Source organism: Albidovulum sediminicola (assembly GCF_025751575.1).
GTDB classification, from domain to species: Bacteria; Pseudomonadota; Alphaproteobacteria; order Rhodobacterales; family Rhodobacteraceae; genus Albidovulum; species Albidovulum sediminicola.
In genome coordinates this window covers 210,452-225,574 of record NZ_JAOWLA010000003.1, presented here as the reverse complement: position 1 = coordinate 225,574, position 15,123 = coordinate 210,452, and the positions used below count along the sequence as shown (strand labels likewise).

The following is a 15,123-nucleotide window of genomic DNA, read 5'->3' as shown; positions in this document are numbered from 1 at the left end:
CCCACGGCACGGGACACGATGCTCGCGATCTTTTTGAAGACCCTGCCCTTTTTCGCGCTGATCGGCCTTGGCTGGGGCGCGGGCCGGCTGCGTTTCTTCCCCGACGCTGCAACGGAATACCTGACCCGCTTCGTCTTCTACTTCGCGCTTTCCGCGATGCTGTTCCGCTTTGCCGCCAACCTCTCTCTGGCCGAGATCTTCGACGCCCGCTTTGCGGCGGCCTATCTGTCGGCCTGCCTTGCGGTCTATCTGTTGGCTACGCTCGTTGCCCGGCTGCGCCGCATCCCCGCGACCGAGGCCGCGGTCGAGGCGCAATGCGCCGTCATCGGCAACACCGGCTTTCTGGGCGTGCCGCTGCTGACCGTGCTTCTGGGGGCCGAGGCAGCGGGGCCGATCCTGATGGTTCTGGCGATCGACCTAATCGTGTTTTCAAGCCTGATCACGCTGATCATCACCGGCGCGCGCGAAGGGCACCTGTCGCCGCGCATCGTCAAGGTGCTGTTGCTGGGTCTGGCGAAGAACCCGATGATCGTTTCGATGGCCGCTGGCCTCGCCATTTCCTCGGCCGGGCTTTCGTTGCCCGCCCCGGTGGAGGAGTTTGCGACGATCCTCGGCGCGGCGGCCACCCCTTGCGCCCTCTTCGCCATCGGTGCCTCGCTCGCGTCGAAAACGGCGGAGCGGCTGTCGGTGGCGCTCTGGCTTTCCTTCGCGAAGCTGATATTGCATCCGGCGGCCGTGGCCATTGCCGCGCTCGTGGTTTTTCGCGTAGAGCCCTTCGCGGCGGGCGTGATGATCGCGGCGGCCGCGCTGCCGGTGGCCGGAAACGTCTACATCCTGGCCCGCAACTACGGGGTCGCGCCGCAGCGCGTGTCGGCCTCGATCCTGATATCCACGGTGTTCAGCATCGTGACCGTATCGCTGGTGGTCGCCTGGATCACCCGCGTCTGAAGAAAGGAAGACCCATGCAGACAGTCTCGGAAAACAAGTGCTTTGGCGGCGTCCAGGGTGTCTACAGGCATGCCTCCGAGGCCTGCGGCTGCGACATGACCTTCGGACTGTTTCTGCCCAAGGAAACCGCCGACGGTCCGGTCCCTGTGCTTTGGTACCTGTCGGGACTTACCTGCACGCATGAAAACGCGATGGTGAAGGCCGGCGCCCAGGAATGGGCGGCCGAGGCCGGGATCGCACTGGTCTTTCCCGACACAAGCCCCCGCGGCGAAGGCGTCGCCAATGACGAGGCCTATGACCTGGGCCAGGGCGCGGGCTTCTATGTCAATGCGACCGAGGCGCCCTGGGCGCCGCATTTCCGAATGTGGGACTATGTGGCCGAGGAACTGCCCACCATCATCACCGCGAACTTCGCCGTGGCCGAGGACCGGCAGGCGATCACCGGCCATTCGATGGGCGGCCATGGCGCGCTGACGATGGCGATGCGGTTGCCGGGGCGGTTTCGTTCCGTCTCGGCCTTCGCGCCGATCTCCAACCCGACGCAATCGGACTGGGGCCGCAAGCAGCTCGGCGCCTATCTGGGTTCCGACGAAAGCCGCTGGGCGCCGCACGATTCGACGCTGCTGATGCAGCGGCTCGGCTTCGATGGTCCGGTGCTGATCGACCAGGGGTCGAAGGACCAGTTCCTGGACCTCCTGAAGCCCGAGGCGCTGGCGCACGCGATGATGGAACGCCGCCAGAACGGCCAGTTCCGCATGCAGGCGGGCTACGATCACAGCTACTTCTTCGTCTCGACCTTCATGCGTGACCACATCGCCTTCCACGCCGAAGCCCTGTTCCAGGATTGATCTGCCATGAGCGCCTATGACCTCATCATCATCGGCTCGGGTCCCTCGGGCAAGGCCGCGGCGATCCAGGCCGGAAAGCTGAAGCGCAAGGTCCTGGTCATCGACCGCAAGGACCGTCTGGGCGGCGTGTCGGTGCATACCGGCACGATCCCCTCGAAGACGCTACGGGAAACCGTGCTGAACCTGTCGGGCTGGCGCGAACGGTCCTTCTACGGCCGGTCCTACCGCGCGAAGGAAGATATCAGCTCCCAAGACCTCAAGACGCGGCTGCACAAGACGCTCGACTACGAGGTCGATATCCTTGAGCACCAGTTCAACCGCAACCATGTCGAAACGCTTCTGGGCAGCGCGCGCTTCATCGGCCCGCATGAGGTCGAGGTCGCGACCCATTCGGGCGAAACCGTGCGGCTCAGCGCCAAGAAGTTCCTGATCGCCACCGGCACCCGCACCTACCGGCCCAAGGACGTGCCCTTCAACGGCAAGACCGTGGTCGACAGCGACGAGTTCCTGGAACTTGGCCAGCTGCCGCGCAGCCTTTGCGTCATCGGCGCGGGCGTCATCGGGGTCGAATACGCGACGATGTTCACGGCCCTTGACGTGCATGTCACGCTGATCGAGCCGCGTGAAAGCTTCCTCGATTTCATCGACCACCATACGATCGAGGAATTCACCCATCAGATCCGCGAAAACGGCCTGGACCTGCGCCTTGGCTCGGCCATCGAGAAGATCGAGGACGAGGGCGACCATGTGGAGGTCAGCCTGAAGAATGGCCGTCATGTTCGCAGCGAAATGCTGCTTTACGCCGCCGGGCGCATGGGTGCGACGGACACGCTGAACCTGTCGGCCGTCGGGCTGGAAACCGACCATCGCGGACGGCTGGAGGTCGATCGCAAGACCTACCAGACCAAGGTTCCCCATATCTACGCGGCAGGCGACGTGATCGGGCACCCCTCGCTCGCCTCGACCTCGCTCCAGCAGGGGCGGGTCGCGGCCTGTCATGCGCTGGAAACGCCGACGCTGCCGGAAAGCCCCTGGTTCCCCTACGGGATCTACTCCGTCCCCGAAATCTCCACCTGCGGCATGTCCGAGGAAGAGGTGCAGGCCCGCGCCATCCCTTATGAGGTCGGCATCGCGCGGTTTCGCGAAACCTCCCGCGGGCACATCATGGGGATCGAACAGGGCATGCTGAAGATGCTGGTCAGCCTCAAGACCCGGCGGCTTCTGGGCGTGCAGATCGTGGGCGAGGGCGCGACCGAGCTGATCCACATCGCGCAGGCGGTGCTGAACCTGAAGGGCACGGTCGACTACTTCGTCGAAAACACCTTCAACTACCCCACGCTGGCGGAAGCGTACCGCATCGCCGGGCTCGACGCCTTCAACCGGATGCCGATCCCCGAGGCCTACAAGGTTTCGCGCAAGGGCAAGAAATGACGCTTTACGTCGACGCGGACGCCTGCCCCGTGAAGGAGGAGTGCATCCGCGCCGCCGAACGTCTGGGCGTGCCGATCAAGATGGTCTGCAACGGCGGCATCCGCCCCTACCCCAACCCGCTGGTCGAAACCGTCTTCGTGACCGAAGGTCCCGACGAGGCCGACAAGTGGATCGCTGAACGCGCCGGGGCGGGGGACGTGGTCGTGACCGCCGACATCCCGCTGGCCGCGAAATGCGTGGCCGCCGGGGCGCGGGTCCTGAAGCACAACGGCGAGGCCTTGAGCGCGGCCAATATCGGCATGGCGCTCGCCACGCGCGATCTGATGGCCGATCTCCGCTCGGCGGATCCGTTCCGGCAGGGCGGCGGAAAGGCGTTTTCAAAGCAGGACCGGGCGCGATTTTCCTCGGCGCTGGACCGGCTCTTGCGCGGGGCAGCGCGCTAGGGCCGCAAGGCTTCCGCGACGATACCGCTTGCGCCGGCGCTGGCTTCGCGGTCACATGCGCCGATGCAGACGCCTCTGTCCGACAACCCGACGCTTCTGGGGGCGCTTTGCGCCATCGGCGCGGTGTTCTGCTTTTCGATCAACGACATGGCGATCAAGTTCTTGTCGGACAGCTACGCGCTGCACGAGGTCGTCCTGATCCGGGCGCTGATCGGCATGGCGGTGCTCCTGGCGCTGATCCTGCCGTGGTCGGGCGGGCTTGCCGCGCTGAGGACCCGGCGCCTTGGCATGCATCTGGCGCGTGGTGCCTGCGTCGTCTTCGCGAACATGACCTTCTTCATCGGCCTTGCCTCGCTGCCCTTGGCCGACGGGGTCGCGATCTTCTTCGTCTCGCCGCTGATCATCACCGTCTTCTCGGTGATCTTCCTGGGCGAAACGGTCGGCCCGCGCCGCTGGGCGGCGCTCGCCCTGGGGTTCCTCGGCGTGCTGATCGTGCTGCGCCCGGGAACCTCGGTCTTCCAGGCCGCGGCACTGCTGCCGGTCCTGGCGGCCTTCGGCTACGCGACGCTGCACATGCTGACCCGCTACATCGGCCGGACTGAAAACGCGCTGTCGATGTCGTTCTACATCCAGCTGACCTTCATCGGGTTTTCGTCGCTGGCGGGGCTTGCGATCGGTGACGGTCGGTTTGCGGGCACTGGCAATGCCTCGCTCGACTTCTTCCTGCGGGAATGGTCGATGCCCTCGGGGCGCGACTGGCTGGTCCTGCTGGTGGTCGGCATCGCCTCCGCCTTCGGCGGTTTTTTCATCAGCCAGGCCTACCGCGTGGCCGAGGCCGCCGTGGTCGCTCCCTTCGAATACGCGGCCATGCCCCTTGCGGTGATCTGGGGCGTGATCGTCTTTGGCGACTGGCCCGACGGTGTGGCGCTCCTGGGCATCGCGCTGATCATTGCCTCCGGCCTGACGCTGGTCTGGCGCGAGGCGCGTGCGCGGCGGGAAACAGTGCCGCAAACGCCGCGCTATCGCCGCTGAGCGGCCTTTCATCCCGCCCCGCGCTGTGATCAGATCGCGCCCGAAAAAGGAGGCGTCATGGCCATCGACGCAGTGATCTTCGACATCGGAAACGTGCTGATCGAATGGCAGCCCGAACGTTTCTACGACACCGTCATGCCCCGCGAAGAGCGGGAGGCGATGTTCGCCGAGGTCGATCTTCACGGCATGAACGACGAGATCGACTGCGGTGGGAATTTCCGCGGCACGATCTACGCCTGGGCCGAGCGTTACCCCCGCTGGCGCGGGGCGATCCAGGCCTGGCATGACAACTGGATCGAGATGGCCACACCCGCCATCGCGCCATCGGTGCATCTGCTCAGGCGCCTTCGCGCCCGGGGCGTGCCGGTCTTCGCGCTGACCAACTTCGGGATCGGCAGCTTCGCCTATGCCCAGACGCGGTACGATTTCCTCTCGGAGTTCGACCGCGCCTATGTCTCTGGCCATATGGGCGTGATCAAACCCGAGGCGCGGATCTATGAGATGGTCGAGGAGGACTGCGGCATCGCGCCCGACCGGCTGCTCTTCACCGACGACCGGCACGACAACATCGCCGCCGCCGCCCGGCGCGGCTGGCAGGTTCACCATTTTGACGGCCCCATGGGTTGGGCCGAGCGGCTTCAGGCCGAGGGATTGCTGACAGCGGAGGATATCGCCCCATGACCATCGACATCATCGGACCGGAGGCGGAGGCCAAGCTCGACTGGGTGGCGCTGACCAAGGCGCTGGAGGCCGGGCACAGCCTGCCCCGGGCAGAGGTCGGGGACACGTTCCTGCGCCGTGGCCCGGATACGCTGCTGACCCGCTCGGCCTGGATCGACGGCATGGGCGTCGCCGTCAAGGCCGCGACGATCTTTCCGGGCAACGGCCAGCACGGGGTCCCGAACCTGCACGGCGCGGTCGCGCTTTTCGAAGACCGCTTGGGCATTCCGGAGGCCTATATCGACTTCGCGCTCGTCACCAAGTGGAAGACCGCCGCCGACAGCCTGCTGGCCGCGCGCCACCTGGCGCGGAAGGACAGTGAGCGGTTCCTCCTGGTCGGCGCCGGCACCGTCGCCCATTCAATGATCGAGGCCTATTCGGCGGTCTTTCCCAAGGCGCGCTTTCACGTCTGGACCCGCACGCCCGAGACCGCGCGCGCCTTCGCCGCCGAAACCGGCGCCGTGGCCGAGCCCGACCTGGAAGCCGCCGTGCGCAAGGCCGACGTGATCGCCACGGCGACCATGGCCACCGCCCCCTTGATCCGGGGCGAATGGCTGAAACCCGGCACCCATCTCGACCTGATCGGCGCCTATCGCAAGGACATGCGCGAATGCGACGACGAGGTGATGCGCCGCGCCCGCGTCTTCGTCGATGCGCGCGCGACGACCATCCATCACATCGGCGAAATCATGGACCCGATCGCCTCGGGCGCGATCACCGAGGCGGATATCCTGGGCGACTTCTACGACCTGCCCTCAGGCGCCTTCATGCGCGCCTCGGACGACGAGATCACGCTGAGCAAGAACGGCGGCGGCGCGCATCTGGACCTGATGACCGCCCGCTACATCCTGGACGCCTGGAAGGGCGCCTGAGGCGCGCCCTGGGCCGGGGCCGCGTTTGGCCCCGGCCGCGTCATGCCGGCTGCGCGATGTGCGGCAGGCGTTCGCGGATCGGCAGATGGATCAGCGCGGAGAATGCCCCGACGCCAACCCCGATCCACCAGACCGCGGTGTAGGACCCGTAGGCGTCATACATCCGCCCACCCAGCCAGACGCCGAGGAAGCCGCCCAGCTGGTGGCTCAGGAACACGATACCATAGAGCGTGCCCATGTAGCGCAGGCCGTAAAGATGCGCGACAAGCCCCGAGGTCAGCGGCACCGTCGCAAGCCAGAGCGCCCCCATCAGGACCGAGAAGACCAGGACCGACGCCGGTGTGATCGGAAGCGAGATGAACACCGCCGCGACCACGGTCCGGGCCAGATAGACCCCCGCCAGCAGGTTCTTCTTGCTGTAGCGCTTGCCAAGCCAGCCCGCGGTGATCGTGCCCACGATATTCGCCATCCCGATGACGGAAATCGCGATTGCCCCCAAAACCGAGGTCGTGGTGATCCCGAGCCCCGCGAGTACCCCGCCGGGCGCGATGGCCCCGCACATCTCGGTCACCATCGCCGGGAAATGGGCCGTGATGAAAGCCAGCTGATACCCGCAGGAGAAGAAGCCGAGGAAGATCATCGCGTAGGACGGATCGCGGAAGGCCTTGCGCAGGACCTCGCCCATGCTTTCCTCGAGCTCCTCCCGGCTCGCCGGGGCGGGCGCACGCATCATCGGCAGGGCAAAAAGGCTCAGCAGGATCGCTGCCGCGAAGATCAGGAACACCGACTGCCAGGGGAAATGGCCAAGCAGCAGCTCCGCCACCGGCGCGCCGAAGACCTGCCCGGCGGACCCGGCCGCCGTCGCAATTCCCAGCGCGACCGAGCGGCTTTCGGGATGGGCCGCGCGGCCCACCACCGCCAGGATGACACCGAAGCCCGTGCCCGCGATGCCAAAGCCCACGAGGATCTCCAGGATCTGATGCTGGCCCGGCGTCACCGCGAAGGACGACAGCACCAGCCCCGCCGCATAGATCAGAGCGCCCAGCACGATCGCCCGGCGGTCGCCGAATCGTTCTGCGAAGGCGCCGAACAGCGGCTGGCCGATGCCCCAGGCCAGGTTCTGCACCGCGATCGCGAGCGAGAAATCGGCGCGCATCCACCCGAATTCCGAGGCGATCGGGATCTGGAACACGCCAAAGCTGGCCCGGATCGAGAAGCCGATCATGATGATGATACAGCCCGCGATCAGGACGGGTGTGACAAGCGGCGCGCGCACTGGCATGGGGCCTCCGGGATCAAAGCGGCGCGAACATGTCCTCAGTCGCGGGCGGCGTCAAATCGCGAATTGTGATGCGGACAATTCCGATCCGCGATGCGCCCTGCCGGGCACGCCGATAGACCTCCCCGAACTGCGCCTCTTTTCAGTTCGCGCGCCGCGGGCTATCGGGGGACATGGCCGAAACGCTGACAGATATCTACGACCGGATGACCCATGCGGGCGACCTGCGCCAGGACGCCGCGCAGCGCGCGCTGCTGCCCGAGCTGGAGCGTATCCGCTGCGCGCTCGGCGCCGTTCCGGAACGCCGCCGAGGCCTTCTGGGCGGGCTTTTCGGCAAGGCGCCGGAGCCGGTGCGCGGGCTTTACCTCTGGGGCGGGGTCGGGCGCGGCAAGTCGATGCTGATGGACCTGTTCCACGCCCATGTCGCGGTCGAGGCCAAGCGCCGCGTCCACTTCCACGCCTTCATGCAAGAGGTCCAGTCGGCCCTTCATGCCGCGCGCAAGACCGGGGTGGACGACGCCATCCGCCCCGTGGCCGAGGAGATCGCGGGCAAGCTCCGGTTGCTGTGCTTCGACGAGATGCAGATCACCGACATCGCCGACGCGATGATCGTGGGGCGGCTCTTCCAGATGCTGTTCGACCGCGGGGTCACGGTGGTGACAACCTCGAACCGGGCGCCGGACGACCTTTACAAGGACGGGCTAAACCGTCCGCTGTTCCTGCCCTTCATCCAGCTCCTGAAAGAGCGGATGGAGGTGCGCGAGATCGAGAGCGAGACCGACTACCGCCAACACCGGCTGGAAGGCGCGCAGGTCTATTTCGCCCCCGCCGACCGCACCGCGACCGAGGCGCTGGCGCGCATTTGGGACGAGTTGACGGGCGGCGGCGGCGATGCGGAACTCAGGCTGAGCGTGAAGGGGCGCGAGGTGGTGATCCCGGACTATCACGCGGGCGTCGCCCGCGCATCCTTCTGGGACCTCTGCGGCCGCGCGCTTGGGCCCGCGGACTACCTCGCCATCGCGGGCGCGGTCCGGGTTCTGATCCTTGAGGACATCCCGCGCCTGTCGTCCGAAAACTACAACCAGGCCCGCCGCTTCGTGACCCTGATCGACGCGCTCTACGAGGCGAAGGTGCGCCTCATCGCGTCGGCCGCCGACGCGCCCGAACGGCTCTACATGGAGGGCGAAGGGTCCTTCGAGTTCGAGCGCACCGCCAGCCGCCTGCGCGAGATGCAGGCCGCGGATTGGGGCGCGGACCCGGACGCGGACCGGGGCTGATGTCCCGCGGCAGCGCCGGGCGCGCCGGGCTCGATGCCCGGCCGGACGGCCCCTCCCCTAGCGCAAGCAAGACGCGTGGTGTCGTCTTTCGCCGTGCCATCGCTTCCGGAACCGCCTAGAAGGGGCGCAAGCGCACCCAGGGACCGCCACCGATGATCGTCCGCGACGCACCAAGCCTGCCGCAGCTCCTGTTCGCGATCAGGGGCTCGATCATCGTGCAGACCGCACCGAAGATCCTGTTCTTCACGCTCTACGCCGCGGCGATCCTCTGGATCGACCGGTCCCTTTTGCCGCTGCCGCAGGTCTCGATCGCGGCCATGGGCATCTTCGGCATCGCGCTGTCGCTCTTTCTCGGCTTCCGCAACAACGCCGCCTATGACCGCTGGTGGGAGGCGCGCAAGCTCTGGGGCGGCATGATCGCCGATGTCCGCAGCCTCGCACGCGAGCTTCTGGTGTTTCTCGGCGCCGTCCCGGCGCGCGCGCGCGTTCTGAAGACCGTCGCCGCCTTCGCGCATCTGCACCGCGGATGGCTACGCCAGAGCGACGCACGCGCCGAAGCGCTCCGCGCCGATCCGGCTGCCGCCGATTTCGCCGCGCGGCGCAACCCGCCTGACGCGGCGCTGCGCCAGATTGCCGAGGTCCTGCGCGCGGAAGCCGAGGCCGGGCGCCTTTCGGACATCGGGCGCCGGGCGCTTTCCGAACGCCTGGCCTCGCTCTCGCTCGCGCAGGCCGGGTGCGAACGGATCGCCAGTTCGCCCTTGCCCTTCGTCTATTCGCTGCTCGTGCTGCGGACGAGCTACCTTTACTGCGCCCTGCTTCCCTTCGCGCTGATCGACACCGCAGGCTGGTTCGCGCCGCTTGTCGCGGCAGTCGTTGCCTATGTCTTCTTCGGCCTCTCCGCCGTCACTGATGAACTGGAACACCCGTTTCGCGACGTGATCAACGGGCTGCCCCTCGACGCCATGTGCCGGGTGATCGAGATCGCCGTGGCGGAGGCGCTGGACGAACCCGCGCCCGAACCGCTCCAACCCGTGGACGGCGTTCTTAGCTGAGCATGTCGCGGACCAGCGGCACGACTCGCGTGCCGTAAAGCTCGACCGAGCGCATCAACAAGGCATGCGGAACCGGCCCGGAGGAATATTTCATCTCGAACCGGTTCAGGTCCAGCGCCTTGACGGTGGCCGCGATCTTGCGCGCGACGGTCTCGGGCGCCCCGACGTAAAGCGACCCGTGCGCGATCTCGCGCTCGAACTGGTCGCGGGTCGTCGGCGCCCAGCCGCGTTCACGCCCGATCCGGTCATGCAGCGCCTTGTAGCCGGGCCAGATGCCCTCGCGCGCGGCCTCGTCGGTGTCGGCGACAAGGCCGGGCGAATGGACGCCGACCGGCAGGGCGGGGCGCCCCGCCTCGGCCAGGGCCCGGCGGTAGAGGTCGGCGTAGGGGCGGAAACGTTGGGCTGCGCCGCCGATGATCGCGAGCATCATCGGCATCTCGTAATGCACCGCCCGCATCACCGATTCCGGCGTGCCACCCACGCCGATCCAGGCGCGGATCGGGTCGGCGGGCTGGGGATAAACCGGCTGCGACCGGAGCGGCGGGCGCGTGGCGCCGGACCAGGTGACCTTCCGGTCCCGCAAGAGGCGCGCGAAAAGGTCGAGCTTTTCGTTGAAGAGCGTCTCGTAATCCGCAAGGTCGAAGCCGAAGAGCGGGAAGCTTTCGGTGAAGGACCCCCGCCCCAGGATCACCTCCGCCCGCCCCTCCGAAATCGCCTGAAGCGTCGAGAACCGCTGAAACACCCGGATCGGATCGTCGGAGGACAGCACCGTCACGGCCGTCCCAAGCCGGATGCGGCTGGTCCGGGCGGCGATGGCGCCCAGCACCACCTCGGGCGACGAGATCGCGAAATCGTCGCGGTGATGTTCGCCGAGACCGAAGAAGTCCACCCCGACCTGATCGGCCAGGACCGCCTCCTCGATCACGTCGCGGATCACCTGGTCCTGCGGCTTCAGGGTGCCGTCGGCACCGGGGGTCACGTCGCCGAAGGTATCGAGCGCGAATTCAAGGGTCATGTGGGCCGCTCCGCTGGGTCATGCCCATGGATAGCCGGGGCGGCGCGCGCAAGGAAGTGCGCCGATGCACAGGCAGGGCGCGCCAGGACCATGCGAGGGGTCGTTTCAGCCGTTGTCCCGCAGAACCCCGCCCGCCAGGTAGAGCGAGCCGCAGATCAGGATGCGCGCGCCGGGGTCGGCTGCGGCGATCGTGCGGACGGCCTCCAGCACGCCTTCGGCCGTGCCCGCAGAGATCCCGGCACGGGCGGCGGCGGCCTGGGTTTCCTCGGCCGTCAGCGTGTTCGCCTCTCCCGGGATCGACACCGCCGTCAGGGTCCGCGCCGCCGCCGCGACGGGGCGCAGATAGCCCGCAATGTCCTTGGTGTTGAGCATGCCCAGGATCAGATGCGTGGGCCTGGCCGGCATCCGCGCCAGCGTCGCCGCCACCGCCTGGCCGCCCGCGGGGTTGTGGCCGCCGTCGAGCCAAAGCTCGCAAGCCCCCGCCGCCTCGACCAGCGGGCCGTGGGTCAGCCGTTGCATCCGCGCGGGCCAGTAGGCCTTTGTCACCGCCGCCTCGCAGGCGGCCTCGTCAGCGCCAAGGTGGCGCAGCGCGGCGAGCGCGGCGCCCGCGTTGTCGATCTGGTGCGGCCCAGGAAGGTTGGGCAGCGGCAGGTCGAGAAGACCGTTTTCGTCCTGGAAGATCAGCCGCCCGCGCTCTTCCCAGACATGCCAGTGCTGGCCGTGGACAAGAAGCGGCGCGCCAAGACGCGCGGCCCTGGCCTCGATCGCCTCCAGCCCCGCCTCTTCCTGCGGGCCGACAACGCAAGGCACGCCGCGCTTGATGATCCCCGCCTTTTCGCCCGCGATCTCGGGCAGGGTCTCGCCCAGGTACTGCTGATGGTCGATGGAGACCGGGGTGATGATCGTGAGCCGCGGCTGGTCGACCACGTTTGTCGCGTCGAGCCGGCCACCGAGGCCAACCTCAAGCAGCGTCCAGTCCGCGGGGGTGCGCGCGAAGGCCAGAAGCGCCGCGCAGGTCGTGATCTCGAAATAGGTGATCGGGATGCCGCCGTTCGCGGCCTCGCACTCGGCCAGGATCTCGGTCAGGTAGTCCTCCGAGATCAGCTCGCCCGCCAGCCGGATGCGTTCGTGGAAGCGGGCGAGATGGGGCGAGGTATAGGCGTGAACGCGGCCGCCCATCGCCTCCAGCCCGGCGCGGATCATCGCCTGGGTCGAGCCCTTGCCGTTGGTCCCCGCGATATGGATCACCGGCGGCAGGTCGCGTTCGGGATGACCCAGCGCCTCTAGCAGGCGCCAGACGCGGTCGAGCGTCAGGTCGATGATCTTCGGATGAAGCGCCATCATCCGCGACAGGATGAGGTCGGAACCTTGCGACATGGGACCCTCGCTGCGGTTTGGCGGCAAGGCCGGGGGGCTGTCTGCCCCCCGGACCCCCCGAGGATATTTTCGAAAAGAAGAAGTTACTTCGCCTCGGCCTTGGGGGCGTCGGGTTTTGCGGCTTCGCTCTTGGGCGCGGGCAGGTCGCCTTTGACCGCGGGCGACTGGCGCATCAGCATCCGCAGGATGGTCACGAGATCCTCGCGCAGCTTCTTGCGGTGAGTGACGCGATCGAGCATCCCGTGGTCGAGCAGGTATTCGGCGCGCTGGAACCCTTCGGGGAGTTTCTCGCGGATCGTCTGTTCGATCACCCGGGGGCCCGCGAAGCAGATCAGCGCATTCGGCTCGGCGATCTGCACGTCGCCCAGCATCGCGTAGGAGGCGGTGACGCCGCCCGTGGTTGGATGGGTCAGCACGACGATATAGGGAAGGCCGGCTTCCTTCAGCATCTCGACCGCGACGGTGGTGCGCGGCATCTGCATGAGGGACAGGATCCCCTCCTGCATGCGCGCGCCGCCCGCGGCGGAGAAAAGGACCAGCGGGCGCTTGAACTTCACCGCGCGTTCGGCCGCGGCGATGATCGCGTTGCCGACATACATGCCCATCGACCCGCCCATGAAGGAGAAGTCCTGCGCGATGGCGACGATCGGCGTGCGGCCGATCTCTCCCTCCGCGACGAGCATCGCCTCTTTTTCGCCGGTGCTCTTCTGCGCGGATTTCATCCGGTCGGGATAGCGTTTCTGATCGCGGAAATGCAGCGGGTCGGCGACCGGTTCGGGAACCTTGACCTCGGCGAAGATGCCGCCATCGAAAAGCGCGGCGAACCGGGCGCGCGGCGTGATCGCCATGTGGTGGTCGCAATTGCTGCAGACGTTGAGATTGTCGGCCAGTTCGCGGTGGAACAGCATCGTTCCGCATTCGGAACATTTGGTCCAGAGGTTCTCAGGCACCTCGCGGCGCGAGAAGAGCGAGTTGATCTTCGGCCGGACGTAATTGGTGATCCAGTTCATCTCTCGGGGTCCCGCGCTTCGCTGTCAGGCGTTCCAGATAGTCAAGTCAGGGGCGAAATGCAATCGGACAGGTCGCGCGAACGCACCGGGCTTCAGCCACGGGTGCGGTTGAAGGAGGTCGGGCGCAGAGCCGCCGGCGCAGGTGCAATCCCGCCGCGCCGCGCCCTGCCGCCGATCTCCCGTGTGCCGGCGCCCGCCCCGACGGCGGGGGTGTCATCGCGGCAAGCAAACCCGGCGAGCGCGCCGGCGATGAGCCATGTGACCGGCACGATCGTGGCGTTCGGAATGGCGTCGAGGATATTCGCGGCCTGGATCATGCAAAGACCGCAGGCTGCGAAGGTCAGTTGCGGGGCCTTTCGGCGCCGGGCCAGCGCGATGATCGGGATCGCGAACAAGCCGTACTTGCTCATGTATCCGAACCAGCCGAACACGCCGATCGTCAGGATCCAGTCCCCGTCGGTAATACTCAGATCCTCGCCGGTCCTTGGGTCAAAGATCCGGTTGCGCCCCCAGCTGCCCCAGCCGAAAAGGGGCTTCTGGTTCGCCCGGTCCAGCAACTCATCCTCATTGTCGAGGCGGAACTTGAAGGACTCCGCGCGCTCGGCGTTGAAGGTGTTGACGATCTCATAGACGCTGTCCGCGGGCGAGAGGCTGCTGCCGCGCAGCACCGGGTAGAGGGTGACGGAAGTGACCACGATCGCCGCGAAGATCGTGATCGCGCGCCGGGTCCCCACCAGCAGGAGCAGACCGAATGCGCAGGCGATCACGAAGGCGCCGAGCGACTTGGACAGGATCAGGGTCATGAAGAGCCAGGCCGCCGCGACCAGCCATTGCGCGCCCGCCCCGCGCCCCCTTTCGCGCCCACGCCAGAGCGCGATCGCGGCAAACACCGTCTGGGCCAGGAAGATCGACAGGGCCAGCCCGTGGCCGAGGAAGACCACCGGCCGGTAGCCGCTGGCGCGGATATGCTGAAGGAAGGAATGCTGGAAGAACCCGTAGATCCAGGTATTGAGCTGGGGGCTCATCCGCACCTCGAACAGGGCCGGAAGCGAATAGGCAAGCCCGGCGAGTGCCACCACGGTCACGAGGCGGCGCAGATCCTGCGGCGACCCAAGGTAAAGCCAGCCGATGACGAACGGCAGCATGTGAACACCGACGTTCATCGCCATCGACATGGCATCGTAGAGCCTGAGCCCGGGAAGGAACCTGGAGCCGAAGAAGAGCGGATCGGGATTCGTGAGCGCCGTGGCGATCGGTGATAGCAGCCCCAGCGCCACGAGCGCCAGGACGATGGCGCGCACCGTCTTTTCCGGCTGCACGAGTGCCATCGGCGCGGCCTGCTCTGCGGACCGTTCCCCCTGCACGGTGACAGGCGTCAGGGCCTTTCCGGTGGTGACGACGGCGGGCAATGCCGTGCGCATGGGGGCGACGGCTGGCGCCGCCGAGGCATCCCGGCCCGCCGCCCGGATCGGCTGGCGGCTGTAGGACGGTTTGGGACGCTCCCTCGGGGCTTCGGGTTCGCCTTGCGAAACGCTGGCCTGGGTCCGGGCGTCATGCGGTCCACGCCGGGGCGGGCGCGCTCGGCGCTCCGTCACCACGAGACACATGATCGCGGTGAAGAGCGACGGCAGCAGCGATTTGTCGAGCGTCGGCACCAGCGGCAGGTTGAACCCGGTCCTCACCGGCAAGATCAGATATCCGCCGATGATCGAAATCGCGATGGCATAGGACCGGGGGAGCACCGCGAAGAGGCACACGATGACCAGCGGCCAGGAGAACAGCATCAGATAGGCGAACGAATTGGGCATCAGGGGCGTTC

Annotated in this window: 14 protein-coding genes; 9 read left to right on the top strand and 5 right to left on the bottom strand. The window is 67.2% G+C overall.

What is annotated here, in order from left to right:
- Positions 1 to 18: 18 nt before the first annotated feature.
- The 7 genes from OE647_RS04865 (at position 19) to OE647_RS04835 (ending at position 6,294) form a co-directional block, all read left to right on the top strand.
- Positions 19 to 948, top strand: coding sequence for an AEC family transporter (locus OE647_RS04865; protein ID WP_263720543.1), 930 nt, complete (start codon positions 19 to 21; stop codon positions 946 to 948).
- A gap of 14 nt (positions 949 to 962) precedes the next feature.
- Positions 963 to 1,796, top strand: coding sequence for an S-formylglutathione hydrolase (gene fghA, locus OE647_RS04860; RefSeq protein WP_263720542.1), 834 nt, complete (start codon positions 963 to 965; stop codon positions 1,794 to 1,796).
- A gap of 6 nt (positions 1,797 to 1,802) precedes the next feature.
- Entirely contained in the window at positions 1,803 to 3,227 is a 1,425-nt protein-coding gene (gene sthA, locus OE647_RS04855) for a Si-specific NAD(P)(+) transhydrogenase (protein WP_263720541.1), read from the top strand.
- On the top strand, positions 3,224 to 3,670 hold the full coding sequence (locus tag OE647_RS04850; RefSeq protein ID WP_263720540.1) for a YaiI/YqxD family protein: 447 nt from the start codon (positions 3,224 to 3,226) through the stop codon (positions 3,668 to 3,670). The genes sthA and OE647_RS04850 overlap by 4 nt, the downstream gene beginning before the upstream one ends.
- Positions 3,671 to 3,733: 63 nt before the next feature.
- The gene (locus OE647_RS04845; RefSeq protein ID WP_263720539.1) at positions 3,734 to 4,702 is read left to right on the top strand and encodes a DMT family transporter; all 969 of its coding nucleotides are present in this window, start codon (positions 3,734 to 3,736) and stop codon (positions 4,700 to 4,702) included.
- A gap of 57 nt (positions 4,703 to 4,759) precedes the next feature.
- A complete protein-coding gene (locus tag OE647_RS04840) occupies positions 4,760 to 5,383 on the top strand; it encodes an HAD family hydrolase (RefSeq protein WP_263720538.1) in 624 nt (207 codons plus the stop codon).
- Entirely contained in the window at positions 5,380 to 6,294 is a 915-nt protein-coding gene (locus OE647_RS04835) for an ornithine cyclodeaminase family protein (RefSeq protein ID WP_263720537.1), read from the top strand. The genes OE647_RS04840 and OE647_RS04835 overlap by 4 nt, the downstream gene beginning before the upstream one ends.
- A 40-nt stretch (positions 6,295 to 6,334) precedes the next feature.
- Here the strand turns inward: OE647_RS04835 and OE647_RS04830 are convergent, their stop codons facing one another.
- The gene (locus OE647_RS04830; protein WP_263720536.1) at positions 6,335 to 7,576 is read right to left on the bottom strand and encodes an MFS transporter; all 1,242 of its coding nucleotides are present in this window, start codon (positions 7,574 to 7,576) and stop codon (positions 6,335 to 6,337) included.
- Between the two features lie 170 nt (positions 7,577 to 7,746).
- Here OE647_RS04830 and zapE point away from each other — a divergent pair, with 170 nt between their 5' ends.
- On the top strand, positions 7,747 to 8,850 hold the full coding sequence (gene zapE, locus OE647_RS04825) for a cell division protein ZapE (RefSeq protein ID WP_263720535.1): 1,104 nt from the start codon (positions 7,747 to 7,749) through the stop codon (positions 8,848 to 8,850).
- A 152-nt stretch (positions 8,851 to 9,002) separates the two neighbouring features.
- Positions 9,003 to 9,902, top strand: coding sequence for a bestrophin family protein (locus tag OE647_RS04820; RefSeq protein WP_263720534.1), 900 nt, complete (start codon positions 9,003 to 9,005; stop codon positions 9,900 to 9,902).
- Here OE647_RS04820 and OE647_RS04815 read toward each other — a convergent pair.
- The 4 genes from OE647_RS04815 to OE647_RS04800 form a co-directional block, all read right to left on the bottom strand.
- Entirely contained in the window at positions 9,895 to 10,917 is a 1,023-nt protein-coding gene (locus tag OE647_RS04815) for an LLM class flavin-dependent oxidoreductase (protein ID WP_263720533.1), read from the bottom strand. The genes OE647_RS04820 and OE647_RS04815 overlap by 8 nt on opposite strands.
- 105 nt (positions 10,918 to 11,022) lie before the next feature.
- Positions 11,023 to 12,294: a bifunctional folylpolyglutamate synthase/dihydrofolate synthase gene (locus tag OE647_RS04810; RefSeq protein WP_263720532.1), complete on the bottom strand. Its 1,272-nt coding sequence runs from the start codon at positions 12,292 to 12,294 to the stop codon at positions 11,023 to 11,025.
- Between the two features lie 83 nt (positions 12,295 to 12,377).
- Positions 12,378 to 13,304, bottom strand: a complete 927-nt coding sequence (gene accD, locus OE647_RS04805) for an acetyl-CoA carboxylase, carboxyltransferase subunit beta (protein WP_263720531.1) — start codon at positions 13,302 to 13,304, stop codon at positions 12,378 to 12,380.
- A 92-nt stretch (positions 13,305 to 13,396) separates the two neighbouring features.
- On the bottom strand, positions 13,397 to 15,112 hold the full coding sequence (locus tag OE647_RS04800; protein WP_263720530.1) for an O-antigen ligase family protein: 1,716 nt from the start codon (positions 15,110 to 15,112) through the stop codon (positions 13,397 to 13,399).
- Between the last annotated feature and the right edge of the window lie 11 nt (positions 15,113 to 15,123).

Coding starts and splice junctions, on each gene's coding strand:
- OE647_RS04865 (WP_263720543.1), top strand. CDS start 19: ATGCTCGCGATCTTTTTGAAGACCCTGCCCTTTTTCGCGCTGATCGGC.
- fghA (WP_263720542.1), top strand. CDS start 963: ATGCAGACAGTCTCGGAAAACAAGTGCTTTGGCGGCGTCCAGGGTGTC.
- sthA (WP_263720541.1), top strand. CDS start 1,803: ATGAGCGCCTATGACCTCATCATCATCGGCTCGGGTCCCTCGGGCAAG.
- OE647_RS04850 (WP_263720540.1), top strand. CDS start 3,224: ATGACGCTTTACGTCGACGCGGACGCCTGCCCCGTGAAGGAGGAGTGC.
- OE647_RS04845 (WP_263720539.1), top strand. CDS start 3,734: ATGCAGACGCCTCTGTCCGACAACCCGACGCTTCTGGGGGCGCTTTGC.
- OE647_RS04840 (WP_263720538.1), top strand. CDS start 4,760: ATGGCCATCGACGCAGTGATCTTCGACATCGGAAACGTGCTGATCGAA.
- OE647_RS04835 (WP_263720537.1), top strand. CDS start 5,380: ATGACCATCGACATCATCGGACCGGAGGCGGAGGCCAAGCTCGACTGG.
- OE647_RS04830 (WP_263720536.1), bottom strand. CDS start 7,576: ATGCCAGTGCGCGCGCCGCTTGTCACACCCGTCCTGATCGCGGGCTGT.
- zapE (WP_263720535.1), top strand. CDS start 7,747: ATGGCCGAAACGCTGACAGATATCTACGACCGGATGACCCATGCGGGC.
- OE647_RS04820 (WP_263720534.1), top strand. CDS start 9,003: ATGATCGTCCGCGACGCACCAAGCCTGCCGCAGCTCCTGTTCGCGATC.
- OE647_RS04815 (WP_263720533.1), bottom strand. CDS start 10,917: ATGACCCTTGAATTCGCGCTCGATACCTTCGGCGACGTGACCCCCGGT.
- OE647_RS04810 (WP_263720532.1), bottom strand. CDS start 12,294: ATGTCGCAAGGTTCCGACCTCATCCTGTCGCGGATGATGGCGCTTCAT.
- accD (WP_263720531.1), bottom strand. CDS start 13,304: ATGAACTGGATCACCAATTACGTCCGGCCGAAGATCAACTCGCTCTTC.
- OE647_RS04800 (WP_263720530.1), bottom strand. CDS start 15,112: ATGCCCAATTCGTTCGCCTATCTGATGCTGTTCTCCTGGCCGCTGGTC.